Annotated in this window: 13 protein-coding genes; 1 reads left to right on the forward strand and 12 read right to left on the reverse strand. The window is 52.0% G+C overall.

Annotated elements, in window-relative coordinates:
• Position 1: 1 nt before the first annotated feature.
• The 10 genes from D4L85_RS03410 to D4L85_RS03455 form a co-directional block, all read right to left on the reverse strand.
• Positions 2 to 2,302 (reverse strand): arylsulfatase, encoded by a 2,301-nt coding sequence (locus D4L85_RS03410; protein ID WP_119753000.1) that lies wholly within the window; start codon positions 2,300 to 2,302, stop codon positions 2 to 4.
• Between the two features lie 142 nt (positions 2,303 to 2,444).
• Positions 2,445 to 4,349 carry an arylsulfatase gene (locus D4L85_RS03415; protein WP_119753001.1) on the reverse strand — a complete coding sequence of 635 codons (1,905 nt, stop codon included), beginning with the start codon at positions 4,347 to 4,349 and terminating at the stop codon, positions 2,445 to 2,447.
• 31 nt (positions 4,350 to 4,380) lie between these two features.
• Positions 4,381 to 5,319, reverse strand: a complete 939-nt coding sequence (locus tag D4L85_RS03420) for a sterol desaturase family protein (protein ID WP_119753002.1) — start codon at positions 5,317 to 5,319, stop codon at positions 4,381 to 4,383.
• 23 nt (positions 5,320 to 5,342) lie between these two features.
• Positions 5,343 to 5,504 (reverse strand): hypothetical protein, encoded by a 162-nt coding sequence (locus tag D4L85_RS34630; protein WP_174236144.1) that lies wholly within the window; start codon positions 5,502 to 5,504, stop codon positions 5,343 to 5,345.
• A gap of 13 nt (positions 5,505 to 5,517) precedes the next feature.
• The gene (locus D4L85_RS03425; RefSeq protein WP_119753003.1) at positions 5,518 to 5,754 is read right to left on the reverse strand and encodes a hypothetical protein; all 237 of its coding nucleotides are present in this window, start codon (positions 5,752 to 5,754) and stop codon (positions 5,518 to 5,520) included.
• Positions 5,755 to 5,792: 38 nt separating this feature from the next.
• Positions 5,793 to 7,409 carry a RagB/SusD family nutrient uptake outer membrane protein gene (locus D4L85_RS03430; RefSeq protein WP_119753004.1) on the reverse strand — a complete coding sequence of 539 codons (1,617 nt, stop codon included), beginning with the start codon at positions 7,407 to 7,409 and terminating at the stop codon, positions 5,793 to 5,795.
• A 32-nt stretch (positions 7,410 to 7,441) separates the two neighbouring features.
• Positions 7,442 to 10,564 (reverse strand): SusC/RagA family TonB-linked outer membrane protein, encoded by a 3,123-nt coding sequence (locus D4L85_RS03435; RefSeq protein ID WP_119753005.1) that lies wholly within the window; start codon positions 10,562 to 10,564, stop codon positions 7,442 to 7,444.
• 35 nt (positions 10,565 to 10,599) lie between these two features.
• A complete protein-coding gene (locus D4L85_RS03440) occupies positions 10,600 to 11,532 on the reverse strand; it encodes a hypothetical protein (protein WP_119753006.1) in 933 nt (310 codons plus the stop codon).
• 660 nt (positions 11,533 to 12,192) lie between these two features.
• Positions 12,193 to 14,028, reverse strand: coding sequence for an alkaline phosphatase (locus tag D4L85_RS03450; protein WP_119753008.1), 1,836 nt, complete (start codon positions 14,026 to 14,028; stop codon positions 12,193 to 12,195).
• Entirely contained in the window at positions 14,025 to 14,993 is a 969-nt protein-coding gene (locus D4L85_RS03455; protein ID WP_160143518.1) for a purple acid phosphatase family protein, read from the reverse strand. The genes D4L85_RS03450 and D4L85_RS03455 overlap by 4 nt, the downstream gene beginning before the upstream one ends.
• Before the next feature lie 238 nt (positions 14,994 to 15,231).
• Here D4L85_RS03455 and D4L85_RS03460 point away from each other — a divergent pair, with 238 nt between their 5' ends.
• Entirely contained in the window at positions 15,232 to 16,269 is a 1,038-nt protein-coding gene (locus D4L85_RS03460; RefSeq protein ID WP_119753010.1) for an alkaline phosphatase family protein, read from the forward strand.
• Between the two features lie 28 nt (positions 16,270 to 16,297).
• Here D4L85_RS03460 and D4L85_RS03465 read toward each other — a convergent pair whose 3' ends face one another.
• Complete coding sequence (locus tag D4L85_RS03465; protein ID WP_119753011.1) at positions 16,298 to 18,040, reverse strand: metallophosphoesterase family protein; 1,743 nt, start codon at positions 18,038 to 18,040, stop codon at positions 16,298 to 16,300.
• Positions 18,037 to 19,143 carry a sulfatase-like hydrolase/transferase gene (locus D4L85_RS03470; RefSeq protein WP_119753012.1) on the reverse strand — a complete coding sequence of 369 codons (1,107 nt, stop codon included), beginning with the start codon at positions 19,141 to 19,143 and terminating at the stop codon, positions 18,037 to 18,039. The genes D4L85_RS03465 and D4L85_RS03470 overlap by 4 nt, the downstream gene beginning before the upstream one ends.
• Positions 19,144 to 19,218: the final 75 nt, after the last annotated feature.

Below are 19,218 nucleotides of genomic sequence, written 5' to 3' on the forward strand. Positions count from 1 at the left end.
CTTATTTTCCTCCGGTAACCGTAGCCGTTTCGGGCTGTTTCAATTCGACGGTGACTTTATTCAACGTGCCGCTGAAAGCAAACGGGACTTTATAAGTGTCCGACACCGGTGTGAGGTCATCAAAACCCACATTCAATCCTTCATGACCAAAGATGCTGTTGGACGTTTTCTCGATGCGTGCCTCGCCTACCTTTGTGCCGTTCACATACAGCGTGCCCGTGCCTCCCGAGTTTCTCGGGCCGCCGTCGTATTTGAAATCAAATTTCAATTGGGCCTTGCCGGGCGTGATCGCTTTGGCCGACGAGGTGACGTTGAACTTCGTCCATCCTAAATTATAGGTAAAGTTCAGTTTCTGATCCTGCACGTAAAAGCTCGTGCCGTTGTCGCGACCACCGGTCGAGAACAATACACCGTCCGCACCTTTTGCAGGGATCTCCACATCCGCCGTCAGGCTAAACGATTTATTTCTCAGATCGGGCGCCGCCAGTTCAACGATGGTGGACATCCCGGGATAGAACACGATCACATTTCTGCCATCGAAAAGGGTGGGACCGATGATGGGCGTCGTCAAGTCTTTCAAGGGATAGACGTTGTATTTGTACGCCTCCTTGTCAAAGAGTTCCTGCAGCTCCTTCAGTTTTTCGGGATGCTTTGTCGCCAGGTCGGTTCGTTCGTTGAAATCTTCATTGAGGTTATACAACTCCCATTTGTCCTGGTTGAAGTCCTCGCCATCCTTGTGCAGTGCGCCGGCTTTCCAACCGTCTTTGTAAATAGAGCGCGAACCTTTCACTTCATAGTGCTGAACGGTGTGCTGCGAAGGAGCGGTGGCATTGTTGATGCTATAGGCAAGACTGGTACCTTCGATCGGCTCTTGCTTATAGCCGTTGATCGATGCGGGCACTTGCGCGTGGATCAGCTCCAGCGTGGTCGGCAGCACGTCGATGACGTGACCGTATTGATGACGAACACCGCCTTTGTCTTTAATTCCTTTTGGATAGAAAACAATAAGTGGGTTGCGCGTACCGCCTTCCGTGTTGGCATCTTGTTTCCAATAGCGGAAAGGCGTATTAGCGGCCATGGCCCAACCCAGCGGGTAGTTCACTTTAGAAAACTCCGTACCGATCAGATCAATGTTCTGAATATTCTTTTGAAGCACTTGCTCCTGCGTCAGTGACGGATCCGTGTTGTTCACCACGCCCACGAAGGTCCCTTCTTTGCTGGCACCATTGTCGCCCACAGAAACAAAGATGAGGGTGTTGTCGAGCTGACCGGTTTTCTTCAGGTATTTGATAATTCTTCCGATCTCATAGTCTGTCTGCGTGAGGAACCCGGCATACACTTCCATGAAGCGCGCATACAATTTCTTCTCATCCGCTCCGAGCGTGTTCCAATCCTTGATGCCCGGGTTGCGTGGGGGCAGCACGGTGTTCTTTGGCACCACGCCCAACTTGATCTGGTTTGCTAAAACCACCTCCCGGTACTTATCCCAACCGGCATCGAATTTTCCTTTGTAGCGGTCCGACCATTCCTTGGCGACCTGGTGCGGCGCGTGACCCGCTCCCGGCGCGACGTATAAGAAGAACGGCTTATCCGGTGCCGACGATTCCTGTTCGGTAAGATATTGAATGGCCTTATCGGCTAATAGCGTGTTGAGGTGTTTGCCTTTGGTGTCTTCGTACTGCCGGCGTGTATCTTCCCACAGTTGTGGGTGAAATTGATCCTGGCTTCCGCGATATGGAAAGCCGTAGAAATGTTCGAAGCCACGGCCGGTAGGCCAACGGTTGAATGGTCCGGCGGCAGTCAGATCAGCCAGCGGTGTGATGTGCCATTTTCCGAGGGCATAGGTATTGTAGCCATTCTCCTTCAAGAGCTCGGCCACGGTTGCTTTCTCAAACGGCATGCGCGCATCATAGCCGGGTGTGCCCACGGCATTTTCAGGGAACAAACCCATGTGCACGGAATGCGAGTTGCGTCCCGTGAGCAGCGCCGCGCGCGTGGGTGCGCAAATGGCGGTGGTGTGAAAGTTGGTGTAGCGCAGGCCTTGGTTGGCCAGTGAATCGAGGGTCGGGGTTTGGACGAGTCCGCCGAAGGTACTGATGGCGCCGTAGCCGATATCGTCCAGCAGGATCCACACAATGTTGGGTGCTCCTTCGGGGGCCCTCTTCTTTTCGGGCCACCATTGTTGCGTCTCCGCCAAGGTCTTTCCGATCTTTCCCTGGTAGGGTTGCTGCGGGTCCGATTGCGCGCTCAGTAGGGTAGCGCTGGTGGTGACCATCAGCGCGGTGGCAAATATATTTTTCATGGTTATGTTCGTGTGGAAAGGAATTTCTCTAAGGTGTATTGTTCAGAATCCGGTCGGGCTTTCCTGTTTTGACATAACCCACCGGTATGAAATCCATAACGGGCGAAGGAATGGCATAACCTCCGCCCGTCAGGCACTTTTTTTATTTCGACGCCGTGGTCTTTACGGGCACTTTTGGCGGCGGTTGAAGTTTGTAACGCTCCGCGGCATGCTCGATATCGATAAGCGGGTAGATATTATACTTCGCCGCTTCCGCATCAAACAGGTCTTTCAGTTCCTTCAATTTCTCGGGATACTTCTTCGAAAGATCTTTCAATTCGTTAAAGTCCTCGTTCAGATTGTAGAGTTCCCATACTTCTTTTTCAGGGTTATTTTCAATGGCCGGTTTGGCTTCTCCCTTGTAGGTGAACAACTCCAATGAATTAGGATGGTGTGCTGCAGCAGCCTTCCAGCCGTCTTTGTAAATAGCGCGGTTGCCGAAAATGCAATAGTACTGTTGTGTATGACGCGTAGCCGCAGTCTTGTCGTTAAGCGAGAAGGCGAGACTGGTGCCATGAAGTGGATCTTGCTTGATGCCTTGTATGGCTTCCGGTTGCTTGATGCCCGTCAGCTCCAGCGTTGTCGGGAACAAATCGATGAGGTGGGAGTATTGCTCGCGAATGCCGCCTTTTTCCTTTACCCCTTTCGGGTAATATACGATGAGCGGATTGTGTGTTCCTCCTTCGGCATTGGCATCGCTCTTCCACAACCGGAACGGCGTGTTCGTGGCCTGCGCCCAGCCCAGGGGATAGTTGGCTACGCTGGCGACTTCCTTGGTACCGATCTTATCATACTCACCCAGGATAAATTTTTTGTACTCATCGCGCGTGATCGCATCGGCGCCAAAGCGAATGGACTTGGTGGTCACACCGTATTCAAGCCCTTCCTTACTTCCGCCGTTGTCGCCGATCATCACAAACACCGCGGTGTTTTCCAGTTGACCGGAGGTTTTCAAATAGTTGATGAAGCGGCCGATCTCATGATCCGTTTCTTCCAGGAAGCCGGCATACACCTCCATGAAGCGGGCATACAAATGCTTCTCTTCCGCCGGCAGATCTTTCCATGCCTTCAGATAAGGATCGCGAGGGGGCAATTGCGCGTTGGCGGGAATCACACCCAATTTCTTTTGGTTGGCAATCACTTTCTCGCGGTAGACGTCCCATCCTTCGTCGAACTTGCCTTTGTATTTGTCGGACCATACTTTATCTACCTGGTGCGGGGCATGGCCGGCGCCGGTAGCATAATAGATGAAGAACGGTTTTTCCGGCGCCAATTCCTTCTGGCGCTTCACATAACTGATGGCTTTGTCGGCCAGCAATTCATTCAGGTGCCGGCCATCGGGTTTGATGTGTTGGTTGTCTTCGACCAGGTCTGGATTGTACTGGTCGGTTGCGCCGCCGAGGAAGCCGTAGTTATGATCGAAACCTTTGCCGGACGGCCAGCGGAGAAACGGACCCAGGTCGGTCGATTCATCATCGGGCGTCAGGTGCCACTTGCCCAGTTGGTAGGTGCTGTAGCCATTTTCGTGAAGTACTTCAGCAATGGTTCCTTTCTGCGGCAGGATGTGACCGTTGTAGCCGGGATAGTCGGCGGAGAGATAGAAGTGCGGGAACAAGCCCATGCCTACCGAATGGTGATTGCGGCCTGTCAATAGCGCCGAACGCGTGGGTGAGCAAATGCCAGCGGTGTGAAAGTTGGTATAGCGCAGACCTTGGTTGGCCAGTGAATCTAAGTGAGGCGTTTGGATAAGTCCTCCGAAGGCACTGGTGGCTCCATAGCCCACATCATCCAGGATGATCCACACAATGTTGGGCGAGCCGGCGGCGGCCTTTTTCACATACTCGACTTTATATGGCTGCGAGTCCTTTGCCGACTTGCTGATCTTTCCTTTCCAGGCAGCATCCGGATTTTGTTGTCCATAGGCAGACGGCAAAAGGAACGGCGCCGCTACCAAGGCCAGGTACAAAAACTTAAAGTTTCTATACCCGGAACGAAATGGGGTTTTCATTGAAGATTATTTTGGGGTTGATAAGGTTGTACTAGGTCAATTTCAATTCGGAAGACACTGCGATCTTAGAGGTCGTCTCTTCCGTCGTTGCCGGAACAGCGGCATCATCCTCTTTCACCATCGGACCATTCGCCGACAGCTCGCTGCCTTCCTTTTTAGATTTCAGGATCGGCCAGAGAAACTGGGCATACCATTCCTCCTGCTGATAATGCTTGATGCCATAGGCTTTGGGGTATTGACGGGTGATGAGTCCCGTACCGAAGATCACATCCCACAAGAAAAACATGTTGCCAAAGTTTCCCTTGTAATGTCCGATACCGTCGTCGTTGCTGTCGGCATGATGCGCGTGATGCGTGGCCGGCGTGGAGATGGTACGCTCCAACACCCAAGCGACGGGATGAAGCCATTTCTTCTCATAAAAAGGTTTGTCCCAGGGAATGCTGGAGTGCGCCAGCGTAGTGATGATCGACTTGATGCCTTTCACAAATAAAGCTGGATATCCCAATCCCAGGTAAACCAGTGCCGTGGTGAGATACGTTTGCGAAAAGAACATCGTGTAGATCACATTCTGACGGCTGGCCATGGCCATGCCCATATAGGGTGCCGAGTGATGCGTGCGATGAAAGCGCCACAGGAAAGGAACTTCATGGTGCAGCCGGTGATACCAGTATTGTGTCAAATCATCGGCCACACAAAGGATCAGAAAGCCCCACCAGAAGGGCACCCACGTAAACGCATCCTTCAAACCCGGCAGCGCATACGGCAGGAACTTCAATGCGAAATACGTCACCAGTGGCCGCACCACAACGCGCGGTATGGTGTAGCACACGAGGTCGAGGATCTTTTCATTGGTGTTCCAATGCTTCTTGTACAAGCCGAACGAAAATTCGACTATACCCAGGATGAGCATCAACACGGGCAGACCCCACGTGCTGAGGTTTTGAAAAATGGCTTCGATGAATTTGATCATAGGGTTGATTTAGGTTGATAGCACTATTTTGAGACTTGAGCAGCCGGAACCGGCTTCTTCTCCCACGGCCGCTGGCCGGTGAAGTAGAAGGTGAGCAACATGAGCAATACGGGTAAAGCGTAGATGAAAAGGCTCAACAGGATATTTCTGACAATCCGGTTGGCAATGCGGGGTTCCATTTTCATAGGACGATGCGTTTTATTTTGTCGTTTGAACAGAACTTCCCTCGTGACGATTCTTGTTCAGCACGTTCTTTGTCAACCAAAGTCCACCGAACAGGATCAGGAAAGGAACAAGCGTTACGATGATCCCCACGAGGATCTTCCGGGCTAAAAGGGTTATGTCGGAAGCGGTCATACTTTTTTTGTTTGATGTGGCAAGATTAAGCTCCTGCTCACTCCGCCACCAACGGAGGAGCAGGATGTCGTTTTTCACGACGTCTTAATCTTTATCTTCAGTTTCTTTATCCGTCATCAGTATCCGGGATTCTGATGACCTTCCAGTTTAGGATTCAATTCAATTTCTTGCTGCGGCAGAGGATGCAACCGGTGTTTGTCTTGGGCGTTCGGCTTGCCGGCTGCTTGTAGCGTTTTCACGAAGATCGAGTTGCCACCGGCATCTTTCTGACGCACGAGATCAAACCACCGCTGGTATTCGAACACCAATTCCAAACGACGATCCAGGTAAAGTGAATCGCGGAATTGATCACGCGACAGACCCGCGGTGAGGTCATCCAGCCCGGCCCGTTTGCGCACTTTATTCAGCGACGCATAAGCCTTTGCCGTGGGACCGTTCAATTCGTTCTCGGCCTCCGCGTGGATCAGCAACAATTCGGCATAGCGTATAATGGCCACGTTGGCGGCCGACTCGCTGGTGAAGGCCGTCGTACCCGGATCCCATGTTTTATTGAAGTAGGGAATGGAGTCAACCTTGTGCCCGGAGATGGTCGGGTCGTTCAGCCCGCCGTATTTCTTGCCGTTGGTTGGGCTTTTGAAGTTGGTCACGAAGGTTACGTCCCTGCGTTTGTCTTTGGAGGTATACAATTTGAACACGCTGAAAAATTTGTCTTTACCACCGGGTTTCGTGGCATCGTCCACGGTGTAGAACCAGGTTTGATCGGCATAGGAGCCGGCAAGACCGGGAACTTGCGTGCGTATAGACCTGGGGTTTTGGTTGTTCCCTTGTGTGAGAAAGCTGGAACTGGAACCAGACTTGAATTGCGCGGAGAAAATGTGCTCGGAGTTGTTCTTGTACGCAGGCAGAAAAACTTTGGAGTAGTCCGTCTGCAAGGCGTAACCGAATGTGCCCGTGCCACCCTCTGCCGGCGAGAGTGCTTTCTCTGCCGTGGTGACAGCATCCTGGTAGTGTGCTGTTAGGTTCAGCGGCAGGGAAGCTTTGGTCAGATAAACTTTGGCCAGCAAGGCAATGGCGGCGCCCTTTGTGGCACGTCCCACGTCGGGTGCCGCGTAAGAATTTGGCAACGCGTCGGCCGCGTCTTTCAGATCTTGCTCGATCTGATCATACACTTGCGCCGATGGCGTGCGTTCGATGGCATAGTCGGTGGCCGTTACCCCATTCTGCACATGCGTAATGAGCGGCACATCGCCGTATAGGCGAACCAAGTTGAAGTACCACAGGGCCCTGAGAAATTTAGCTTCACCGATAAGGCGGCTTTTCAATGCATCACCCACCGTTGTCATGGCCGGGATATTGTCAATCGCCAGGTTGGCCTTTTTAACGGCGGCATAATGTTGTTGCCACAGCTCATAGACACGGAGATTCGTGGACGTGTGCAGCAAGTTGGCCATGGAACGCACATCGGGGTTTGTAGCACCGGGGCCGGGAAACTCGTCGTCGCACTCGAAGTTGAGGCCGGTATTGAACAATGTGTTATACGGTGTCTGCACCCCGTTGCCCCCTTGGTTTAGGAGGTAGTATACTGCGGTGACCGCATTCACGGCATCGGCCTCCGTTTTGTAAAAATTGTCGGTAGTGACAAATCCTTTCGGATCTTCTTCCAGGAATTTGCTGCAGGAGGTGAGCAATGCAACCAATCCTCCCAGTGCAAAAATATAGTTAAGAGATTTCATATCGTTTCTTGTGGATAATGTCTGGCAATGATTTAGAAGGTAAGGCTGATGCCACCCAGTATGGTTTTTGAGTTAGGATAAACACCGTTGTCGATGCCGCGATTCACGAGCGACTGGCCCGAAAAACTCGCCTCCGGATCGAAGCCGGTGTAGTTGGTCCAGGTGGCAATGTTCTGTGCCGACCCGTAGATCCGCAACCGCTGGATGTGGATGCGCGACGTCCAGGTGGTGGGCAACGTATAGCCTATTGTCAAATTCTTCAATCGCAAATAGGATGCGTCTTCGATAAACCGGTCGGAGATCGTCACGGCAGGATCCTGGTAAGCTTCCTTGACATCGGTGTTCGTATTCGTGGACGTATACCGGTTCAGCATATCAGCCGATCCATTGTAATAGCCGGTTCCCAATTCCAATGTTGCGCGGTTGTTGTTGTACAACTTGCCGCCCAGGTTTGATTGAAAAAATACCGTGAGGTCAAAGTCGCCGAACGAAGTTTTATAACTCGCTGTGTTCGTAAAACCGATGTTGGTGCCCGGTTGATTTTTGATGAGCACGCGGTCATAGGCTTGCGTGATCACACCATCGGGTACGCCGTCAGGCCCACTGATGTCCTTGTACTTCTGACCGCCGGCGGATTTATTGGCTTGGGGTGTGAGCGCGGAAGCACCGGCTTCTTCCGCTTGAATAATGCCGTCGGTCTGGTATACGTAGAAGGAGCCCACCGGAGCGCCTACCTGCAACACGGAGGGCTGGCTGATCGTGGGGATGATACGGTCCACGCCCGGGCCAAGGCTCACAATTTTGTTGACGTTCTTCGAGAAGATCAGGATGCTATTCCATTGAAAATTATTGGTCACGACATTTTGCGTATTCAGCGCAACTTCAATCCCTTTGTTCGACACTTCGCCAATGTTCTGGTAAACCGTCGACTGCTGGCTTGGGTTGGTGTTGGGATCGTAGTACGACAGGCCCGATGTGCCGGGAACAGCCGCATTCAGCAACAAGTCAGTAGTTTTCTTGTTGTAGGCGTCGACGATCACGTTCACCCGGTTATTGAACAAGCCCAGGTCGAAGCCAACGTTGGTCTGGAATGTTTTCTCCCAACCCAGGGAAGGATTGTTCACCGTGATCGGCGCATAGCCTTGCACGGTGGTGTTGGAGAAATTGTAGCGGTTGGGTGCGATCTGTCCCAAGGAAGAATACGGCGGAATGCCTTGGTTACCCGTGGTACCCACGCTGACGCGAAGTTTCAAAAAGCTGATCTGGCGTACGTCCTTGAGGAAATCTTCTTCATTCACATTCCATCCTAAGGCTGCCGAAGGGAAGTAGCCCCACTTGTTTCCGGAACCGAATCGCGAAGAGCCATCGGCACGCAAGGTGGCCGTGAGCAAATATTTTTCGTTGTACACATAATTCACGCGACCCAGGAAAGATGCCAGCTGCCAATTGACCGACGAAGAACTCGGCGTCCGTGCTCCCGTTCCGTTTTGAAGGGCGTTGTAGGTGAGATCATCGAAGGCAAAGACGGCGGCGGAAGCAACTTCGCCTTGCGTCTTTGAGGCTTGGGCAGTAAAGCCTCCCACGACGTTCAGGTTGTGTTTGTCGTTGAATACTTTGCTATAAGTAAGCGTATTCTCGTTCAACCAACTGCTGGTAAATTGCGAACCGATGGTAGCGATACCGCCGGTGCCTACGCCACCAGAGGGATTGCCTTCATAGGTGCTATTGGGCAGGTACCGGTTCTGGCGGTTGTAGACAATATCCGTTCCCAACAAAACTTTCAGCGCCAGGCCGTCGGCAATTTTATATTCACCCGCTACGTTGGCCAGCAAACGCGATGTACGCGATTCGTTGACCTGGTTCAGCAACGAGTTGATGGGATTTTGCAACGGCGAGTCCGTAGATGTATTTTTCACGAAGTTGCCCAGCGTATCATACACCGGGATGGCCGGTGATGTCAGGAGCAGGTTGGGCACTATAGCGTTGGGAGCGACCTTACCATTGGTTTGCGCCGCGGTGACATAGGACGTGATCCTGAATTTCTCGTTGACCTCATGATCAATGCTAAAGCGCATGGCATAGCGTTTGAATCCCGTGTTCCTCAACACGCCGTCCTGGTTAAAGTAGTTGCCGGAAATGGCCAGGGCCGTGCGCTCGGAACCGGTATAGATGGCGAGACTGTGACTTTGCACGGCAGCCTGCGTGAACGCCGCCTTCTGCCAGTCGGTTCCTTCACCGATGGTATCGTATTTGAACGCACCTGCGGCCGGAAGTGTCGGGGCCTTTCCATTGGGTGTATTGACGTACGCTTCCTTGCGCAATTCCCACCATTGCCGGGCATTCAACACCGGCACCGTGCGGATCACCTCCTGCACACCATAATACCCGTCATACACGATAGACGAACGATCGGTCTTGCTTCCCTTCTTGGTCGTGACCATGATGACGCCGTTGGCGCCGCGCGAACCGTAGATGGCCGTGGCCGAAGCATCCTTCAACACTTCGATGTCGGCGATGTCGTTAGGGGTTAAAAAAGAAAGCGGGTTCAGCTTGGGTCCGTCCACCACACCGGCGTCGTTGACGCTATAGTCGTTGTTGATGGGGAAACCGTCAATGACATACAAGGGATCGGATGCTGCCGTGATGGAGTTGTTCCCACGCACCTGCACGCTAACGCCCCCGCCCGGCTGACCGGTGGTTTGGGTTACCGTGACACCGGCCGTAGCACCCTGCAATAAACGCTCAGGCGAACTCACCGGCTGTGCTTTCAACTCCACGGGAACCGAAGCGACCGAGCCGGTAATGTCTTTGCGTCTCAACTCGCCATAGCCCACCACCACCACTTCGTCCAACACGTTGTCGATCTTCAACGTCACATCCAGGGGTTCTTCGGGCAATTCATAGATGTCGACATCTTGCGCTTTGTAGCCGACAAGATTCACCGTAAGCGTAAAGGGAAATTGTTTGGCAGCCTTCAACGAAAACTCGCCGTTGGCATCGGCCAGAACCGAATTCGTAGTACCTTTTATATAGACCGAAGAGCCTGGCAGCGGACCGCCGTCTTCGTCTTTCACACTTCCTTTAATGACTTCCTGGGCCAGGGCCGACCCAAGCGATAGCAACAGAAACGATGTTGCCAGTAAAATTCTCTTCATAAAAATGGATTATAGGGGATGGTTGTTTGATTACATTAGTTGATGGCGACGCCGTCGAACTTTTCCTTGCTGGGTAAAAAACGCTTGGGTTCCGGTTTCAGGAAACCGAAATCGTGCAGCGTATCCTGGCTGTTGTCGAGCACCCATTTGAGAAACTTCAGGGCCTCGGGATTGGAGCCGTTTTTCGCGATCGACAAATGCAGGTATTCTACCGGGATGTTCTTGGGCGCTTCATCTTCAATTTTCTGCAGCACGACGTCCAGGTTGTCGTAGAATTTCTCGTTGTCGGAAACGCGGCCGTTGTTGTCGGCGTCAACCGGCAAGATGACAAGCCCTTCTAGCGGTTTGCGCGATTTCACATCATACAGCAATCCCGGCACACCATAGGACACACCCGTGGAATCTTTTAGCAACGACTTGATCAGATGCTCGTCGGCACCGGCAATAGCACGGCCCTTGATGTTGGCTTGCTGATAACCAAAATAGTGCGCAAAGGTGATGGGTGCTCCTGCTTTTTGAAGACGGGTGTACAAGGTATACGACGCCGGATCCAGTTTGTCATCTTTGCGGCTTGCCGTCACGTCGTTGAAATAGGTTTGGATGATCTTGTCTTTGGTAAGGCCCTTGTCAGCATAGGTTTTGGCAAAACTTGATTTCGCATTGGCCACCGGCAGCAGGGAATAGCGCGCCAGGTAAACAAAGTCGCGGCTATCCTTTATTTTATCGTCGGGCTCGTAGGCTTCGATCAGCAAATCATATTGACTTGGGTCGGTCACGGTGCGGGGCTCAATCTTTATATCTACATCGGGGTTGGCTGTTTTGTAGGCCTCAATCCATTTCTCAACCAACGGATAGGCAAAGCGCACGCCGGTGATCACGATCTTTTTGGATGAGGCCTCTTGTGCAAAAGCACTGCTGATGCCCAGCAACAGGAAATAGAGAATGAATACAGAAATTAAGGATCTCATGGTGGAATGTTTTTAATGTTTGTGAAAAAGATGGGCGGCGACGGAATGCACCCACGCGTAATGAAATACCACCAAGTCTCTCGTTAAGACGGGTGCATCCGAAGCCATGTATGTGATGTTAAATATTCGTGCACCCGAAGACGGATGGCACGCGCGGTATAGGCGTTATACCCTGGAGAAAATCAACAGCAACAACAACAGCTGTTGCCGGTTCCGGTGTGGAATGATGGAAAGCATGGAAACGCCCTACGTGTTTTCATCGCAGTGATTTTATAGTCCCGTAAAAAAAATGTTACCTCAGGATGTCATGGCATGGTCTTGGTGGGGACGGTTGCCGGAAGATCGTCGAGCTCCTGTTCTCTCCCTTCGCTTCTATAAAATCAATCTGGTGGGAATTGATTACGGACAAGTCAATGTTGGTGGGCGTTGAAATGTCTACTTATTCTATAGACAAAGGAATATCAAAAAATATAGAAAACCAAAATATCCCAAAAAATATTTGAGAAGGCCCATTGCAAACGATTCAAAGCCACGGAATCGGCATAGCACAACCAAAAAAAAGTCTAAAAACAAAAAGGCGCAAAGCCTTCAGTAGAGAAAACTTTGCGCCTTTCTTAGCGCCTCCGCGCCTTTGCGGTTCAATAAGAATGCACGCTCCCGTTATCGCAGCGACAACAACTTCTCAATCTTCTTATTAATCTCCGTATTCTGATATACCCCCCTAAACATCTCCGCCCCGGGCCCATAAGAAAACACCGGCACCGCGATCCCCGTATGATCGTTCGTACTAAAATTACCCAACACCGACCCCTCCGAAATATTGCCGTCCAGCAATGACAAACCACCCGTCTCATGATCGGCTGTGATGATGAGCAACGTCTCGTTATTCTGATCCACAAACTTCATCGCCTCTCCCACCGCCTGGTCCAGGTCGAGCACTTCGCGAACCACATACTCCATATTATTATCATGACCACCCCAATCGATCTGCGCTCCTTCGGTCATCATAAAAAACGGCTGGCGTTGACCAGAAAGGTGCGCCAGACTCTTCGTCAGCGAGCGGGAAACAAAATCCTTGCGTCCCTTGATCTTCGAGACCACCGCAGCGTCTTCCAGGATCACAAAACGATTTGATCTCACGGTGTCGATCGACGAAAACGACGTACTCACGGCGTAGTTTTTCGACGCCAGCGCGGTCAACAGGTTTTGATTGTCTTTGCGGCTTTGAAATGCTTTCTCTCCGCCTCCCACGAGAATATCAACATTGCTCGAGGTGAAATCCTGGGCGATCGCTTCGCTTTTGCTGCGTTCGTTTTGATGGGCATAGAACGAAGCGGGTGTTGCGTCGGTAATGTCACCGTTGGAGATGATGGCCACATTGAAATTGTTGCGCTTGCATTTTTCAGCAAGGGTGGTCAGGCTCGCGCCTTTGGGATCCACACCAATGAAGCGATTGTTGGTCTTGGTGCCCGTGGCCATGGCCGTACCTCCTGCAGCGGAGTCGGTGATGTAGTTATCCGCAGAAGTGGTCACGGAGAAGCCGATGTCGGTGAGCTGAAAAATATTGAGCTGACCGTGGTTGCCCGTATAGCCGCTGTACCATTGGGCCAGACCGGTGCCATCGCCAATGATGAGGATGACGTTCTTCGGCGTTTTCTTCCAACGCTTCACGTTATATTGAGGTGTATATACCGTATGCACTTCCGCGTTGCGAAAAGAGTTCTTCGGGAAACGGATCAGGAAATCCGAAACCTCCAGTACGTGATCGGTATTGATGACATCGATTTTCAGATCCATAAATTTGATCCAGGCGTTCACCATATCGGGCGTGCCCCAGAAACGCATCGGCTTGCCCTTGCTGTGGGCATCCTTGATCACGGCATTCAGTTGGTCGCGTTCCAACTGCACGATCACACCTTTTCCATTCCACTTGCTATACGACCCGAAACTTGCACTCACTAGCGCTACACGACGCAATTGCTCTTCGGTATAGGCAACACCGGGCCGGCCATCAAAGTGAATGAATTCCGGGTAGCGCGACCACAATTGTGGTGCGGGCATATCTCCACTCACCGTGATGCGCAATGTGGGGCACCCGATCAGTGAAGGATACATCTTCAAACTATTGACCAGGGCATCCAATGTGGCTGCCCCTTCTGTTTTCAGATCGATCATCAGCGTCAAGAATTTGCCTTGGTCAGCATAGGCATTTCCTTTGTTGCGGGCAATTTTATCTTGCAGCGGTCGCAGATAAAGGGCCTGCAATGTTCTAGTGGTGTCTTGCTCCGCTGCTTCGTGCGCCACCAGCAGCTTGCCATTGTTGAGAAATACATCCGCTTCTATGAAGCCCACTTGCTTGTCGTAGGCGGCAAAAAAAGGAACCGGATTTTTGTAGTCGTTGTGTGAAAAAATGGCCGATGAATTAAATTCTTGTGCCGATGCGTTCACGGCGGCGAAACTTATCGCGCAGATACCTAATAATTGTCTTGTTGTCATTTTACCAGTTGAGTTGTATATAGAACGGCTCCTTTGTAGTCGATCACCTGCACGAGGAATTTCTCGCGGGTGAGGGAAACCAGCATAAAGCCATATTCGGATTTAGAGAATTTACTAATGGGCAGCATACGCGCCGGGGTATGTTCCGAAGCGGCGCCGGAAATAAAATGGTTTAGCCCGTTGGCCGCCACCATGTGTTGCAGGCTATGCTCGTGTCCGGCGAGGAAGGCGTCAACTTTATATTTTTCAAAAATAGGCTCCAACATCCGGCGGATGGCGCGGGTGTCATTGCCTTCGGTGCGGCCGCCGCCGGTGTACATGGGATGATGCCCCACGACAAATTTCCATTTCACATTCGGCGATGCCTTGGCCAGCGTTTGCTCGATCCATTTCACCTGGGCCGTGCTGTCCTGGTCATGCACCTTGTGACCTTTGCCCTTGTAGTAGCTTTTGATGAGCGGCGTGGTATCGATAAAGACAAAAAGCGCTTGCTGGGTCGTGTCGCCGCCAAGGTTGAACACCTCGGTGTAGTAGCGTGCGGGCATACGCCACCGGCGGCTGATCTTCGAATAGGCCACCTCTGCGTCCGGGTTGGAGCCATAGTCGTGGTTGCCCAGCACGGGGTGCCAATCGCGTTGGAGCGAAAAGGCCGTATAAATGTCTTCGAAGGAATATCTCCACAACGGATCAAATTCACTGACCACGCCTTCGGGATAAAAATTGTCGCCGGTAGTGATGACAAAATCCACGTCGGCCGTTTCGGCGGTCTTGCCCATTTGTGCCGCCACCTCCTTTTGATGATCAGCGCCCACGCGGCCCCAGTCGCCCATCAGGATAAAATTGAGGGCTTGCGGGTTCACCTGGACTTGGGCGGGGATTGCCTTGCCGGTTTGGGCCTGCAACGAAAAGACCACGAGGATGGCGCCGGCCAGCAAGACGAGAAATTTCACGGATACGTTTTTCATGTTAAGCATATGTTCCCTTAAAAGTAATCATCCACGATCGACGGATTGTCAACCGTGGATGAAGTTTTACAAAATTCAAAATTTGATATCCGGAAGGTAGCCGGACAGGCTTGACGCGCTATCGATCACGTCAACGCCACCACAAATTTATCCGTTAAATACATCACCACCATCCACAACACAAAACGATAACACCGTAATAACGATAAGGATATTTCATCACCCGACCTTCGTCCCTATGCGAATACGCGTTGTCCTCTTTCTTTGCCTGATCGTTGTGGGCGCTGCCGCCCAACAGCGAAAAACTGAAAATCTGATCGTGATCACCCTCGACGGATTCCGGTGGCAGGAAGTATTTGCCGGCGCCGATTCCACGTTGCTCTTTAGCAATCGATATAGCGACCCTGATTTCAATAGGACGGCATTCTGGGACGACTCCCCTGAAGCGCGCCGGGAGAAATTGATGCCCTTCCTCTGGGAGGTACTGGCCAACCAAGGCCAGCTCTACGGCAACCGCACGTTCGACAATCGTGTGGTTTGCGCCAATCCCTACTCAGCTTCCTATCCAGGCTACAGCGAACTGTTTACCGGCTTTGTGGACAAGTCTCTGATGTCGAACAAAAAGAAGGAAAATCCAAACAGCAATATGCTTGAAGCCGTGCAAGCCCGGCCTGACTTTCGCGACAAGGTTGGTGTTTTTTCAACGTGGGACGCGGTGCCCTATATTTTGCGCACGGACCGGAACCACATCACCACAAATTCGCCTCGCGCTTATTCCCACGGCACCTCCTCCACACGCGACAGCATTACTTTCGCGCAAGCCTTCGACTATCTAAAACGCAACCATCCCAAAGTGCTCTACATCAGCTTCGATGCGACCGATGCCTTTGCACATGGAGGACACTATGATCAATACTTACAGGCCGCTCACCGGATAGACCGGATGATCGCAGCACTTTGGACCTGGACCCGGTCGCAGGAAGACTACCGGGAGAAAACCTCGCTGCTCATCACCACCGACCACGGTCGTGGAAAAAATTCGCGATCATCCTGGGTCAGGCATGGAACCTTTACGCCGGGCTCCGGGCAGACCTGGTTCGCTTTGATGGGACCGGACACACCGCCGCTTGGGGAGCTCAAGACAAAAACGCGTTACTATCAAAAGCAATTGGCGCAAACCATGGCCAATATACTGGGTGTTGATTTCTCGCCGTCCCACCGGGTAGCCCCAGCCATCGCAGGGACCGTCGCTTACCCAGTCTATACAGGAAGATAAGATTGTCTGCCGTCGCAGTGTCCTGCCTCTACTTTGTCCGCAGAAAGCTGTCGACAACCTTTTTGGAAATGTCGATCGCCTCAAAACGCAACGACCTTCCCGCAACATAAAACCTTCCCATGTGGTGCACCTTCAGCACCGTGTCCATCTGCGGTGTGGCCGACGATTCCTCGGGCTCTAGCGAACCACCCGCACCCCCTACAATCAGAAACGTGGTTTGCTGACGCCCATACATTTTCGTGAGGCGCTCATAGTCGTGCGTATGACCGGCAACGACAAAGTCGATAGAAGAAGATTCGATGACCGGTTCGAGCAACCGGCGGATCGTTTCGTCGCCTTGATAGCCGGCCCAGCCTTGAGAATAGGGCGGTTGATGCAGAAAGACAAAATGCCACGTAGCGGTCTTCCACTGTTCCGACTCCAGTTGTTCACGAAACCACTGATATTGGCGGGACGACGACGGGATGTCGATCGGGAACCGTTCGTTTGGATCCAGCGCAATAAAAGCACAGGGGCCATAACGCCAACTGAAATAATTTTGTGGTATCTGGGGAAGATAATGTTTGTATCGTTCGGGTTGAAGGTCATCGTAGTAACCATCATAGTCGTGATTGCCCGGCACCAGGAAATACGGTCTTTCGGCCGATGACGCGCCAAGCACATTGAAGAACATCCGCCACTCTTCCGCCGTCGCACCGTTGCTCACAATATCGCCCGCCCCAACTCCGAAAGCATCGTCGTAGCCGGAGAGGTTGCTCACGTTTTGTCGAAAATTGTCGATGCCGGATTGGCTGTCGGCCCAAACATTAAAGCTGAAGGGGCGATCGGGCGCCGGAGTGCGAAAAGTGAAAACGGAAGATTGCGTCTTCCCGGATGTCAAGGTGTAGGAATAGGCCGTATCGGGCAACAGGTTCGTTAGAACAAATGATACTTTCTTTCCTTTTTGAATCATCGGCTCCTGCCAACGGTCGCCTTTCAACTGCAGACGTAATTCCACCGGTAAATCACCATCCAATTCCAACGATACGGTCATGCGCTGCGGGTCGTTCCATTGCAGCCAGGGACCGGTGAAATAAGGATAGGCACTCAAGGTTTCCTCGGCCGCCCGGAGTGATGCTTCATCTTTTTGCCGGATCGCGTTTTCCATTTTTTCAAACACACCTTCCACCGGAACGGTCAGCAGCCGCACTTTTTCCATCAGACGCTTCCGGCGAATGTGCAGCGCCGATTGCTCGTTGAATATTTTGTATTGTTCGCGCGTGGCAAACGAAACGTGCCGCAAACCGCCAGCCATGGCATTGTTCAGCACGCGGATGGTAAGGGTCAGGCGGCCACTGGTATCGACGGGAAATTCGTTGTTGTGCAACCGCGATAGGGGCTTGTTATTAATATAGAGTTGCGCGCCATCGTCGGCACGGATAGTGAGGACACCGGGTGTGTGTAGGTCGATCATTTTCGAATACCACATCGGTGTGTTGGGCAGCGTCAGGCGGTGAGGGAGATCGACGCGAGTGCCTTCCACTTTTTTGCAAACAGCTTGCAAACCTTCTTTCGGATCGCCCTGCATGTACGTCCAACTGCTGTCGAACGTTTCTGTCGCCGGTAGTGACGGGGCATCCCATTTATTAAACTCCGCGACAAGCTGCAGTCGCCTCACATCGTCGTCGGGTGCGAACAATGCGCTGTAGGATTTATAGGTTACGGGCGCCGCCGTATCGTGCCTGCCACAGGCCATCATCGCCACAGCCAAAAGAAAGATCAATCTTCTCATTTGCCAGGAAGCGCAGGCTTTATCGCCTCGCCGGTTTTCTTTTCATTCTCATAGGTCACCCCCAAAAGCGTAGCGGCTGTCTTCGCTACTTGATTTTGGTAGTATTGACCGGCCTCTTTCATTTCTCCTTTCGCGGGCGTGTCGGGTCCCAACACGGCGAACCATATTTGATCCGACCCTGTGACTTTTGTTCCATGACTACGCCAATTATCCAGCGGCTCGGTGCCACGTCCATGATCGGTGGTGATGATCAGGGTGGTCTTGTCTTTGTAGGCTGCTTGTGATTGAAGCTCGTTCCAAAGCAGTTCTATGAATTTATCGGTTTGATGCGCCGATGTGAGGTAAGCGTCATACTTCCCGCCATGGGCGAAGTCGTCGGTTTCGCCAAACGAGATGAACATGACCCGCGGTTTTTGTTTGGCTATGTATTCCAGGGCGTAGTGATGCGTGAAACCGTCCATCCTGACCTCACTCCAGGGCCGGGGCAATTCGTTTTGCAACACGTTCAAAAATTTCTCTCGCTCCGAAAGATTTGCACCGCTGGCCGGTTCATAACCGGCGTTGACCAGCACACCACTTCGCTTTTCATGAATGATAAAAGGAAAAACATCCCACGAGCCAAAGGCCGCCACTTTCCCCTTGAACGCCGCTTGCTTGTTCAGAAACTCCAACACGGTCACATTTGGATTTTCAAGCTTATCGTTGCTGTGAATGCGCGCGTCGTCTGCAAAGCCGCAGAGGATCTCGTTATAGCCGGGGTAAGAAAACCACATACCGTTGGAACAGTTCACAAGGTTGCCATATTCCCGGTTGCCATACAGCTGACCTTTTTGTGCAATCACCGACCAGAAAAAAGGCATTAGTTTCTGGCGTCGCTCCACCGCCGTTTCGGCCCAGAAATTTTTCTTCAATGCCGTGGTGTCTTCCACATATTTCTTTTCGCCGATCAGGGCTCTGTCGGCGCCATGAAATAATTCCTGCCAACGATAACCGTCGAAGGTGATGATAAAAACATTCTCCGTCTTCATTTTTTGTTGCGCTGTGCCGATCATGGCCGGCAACAGAAGCAGCATGACTACACCACATCTTAAAAGCTTGATCATAGGATAGAAGTTTTCGGTTCGTATAAAAGTAAAAAAAGGGAGAAAGCTACCCGGATGTTCGCGATCTCCCTTGCT

This window comes from Chryseolinea soli, assembly GCF_003589925.1.
Classification (GTDB): Bacteria; Bacteroidota; Bacteroidia; order Cytophagales; family Cyclobacteriaceae; genus Chryseolinea; species Chryseolinea soli.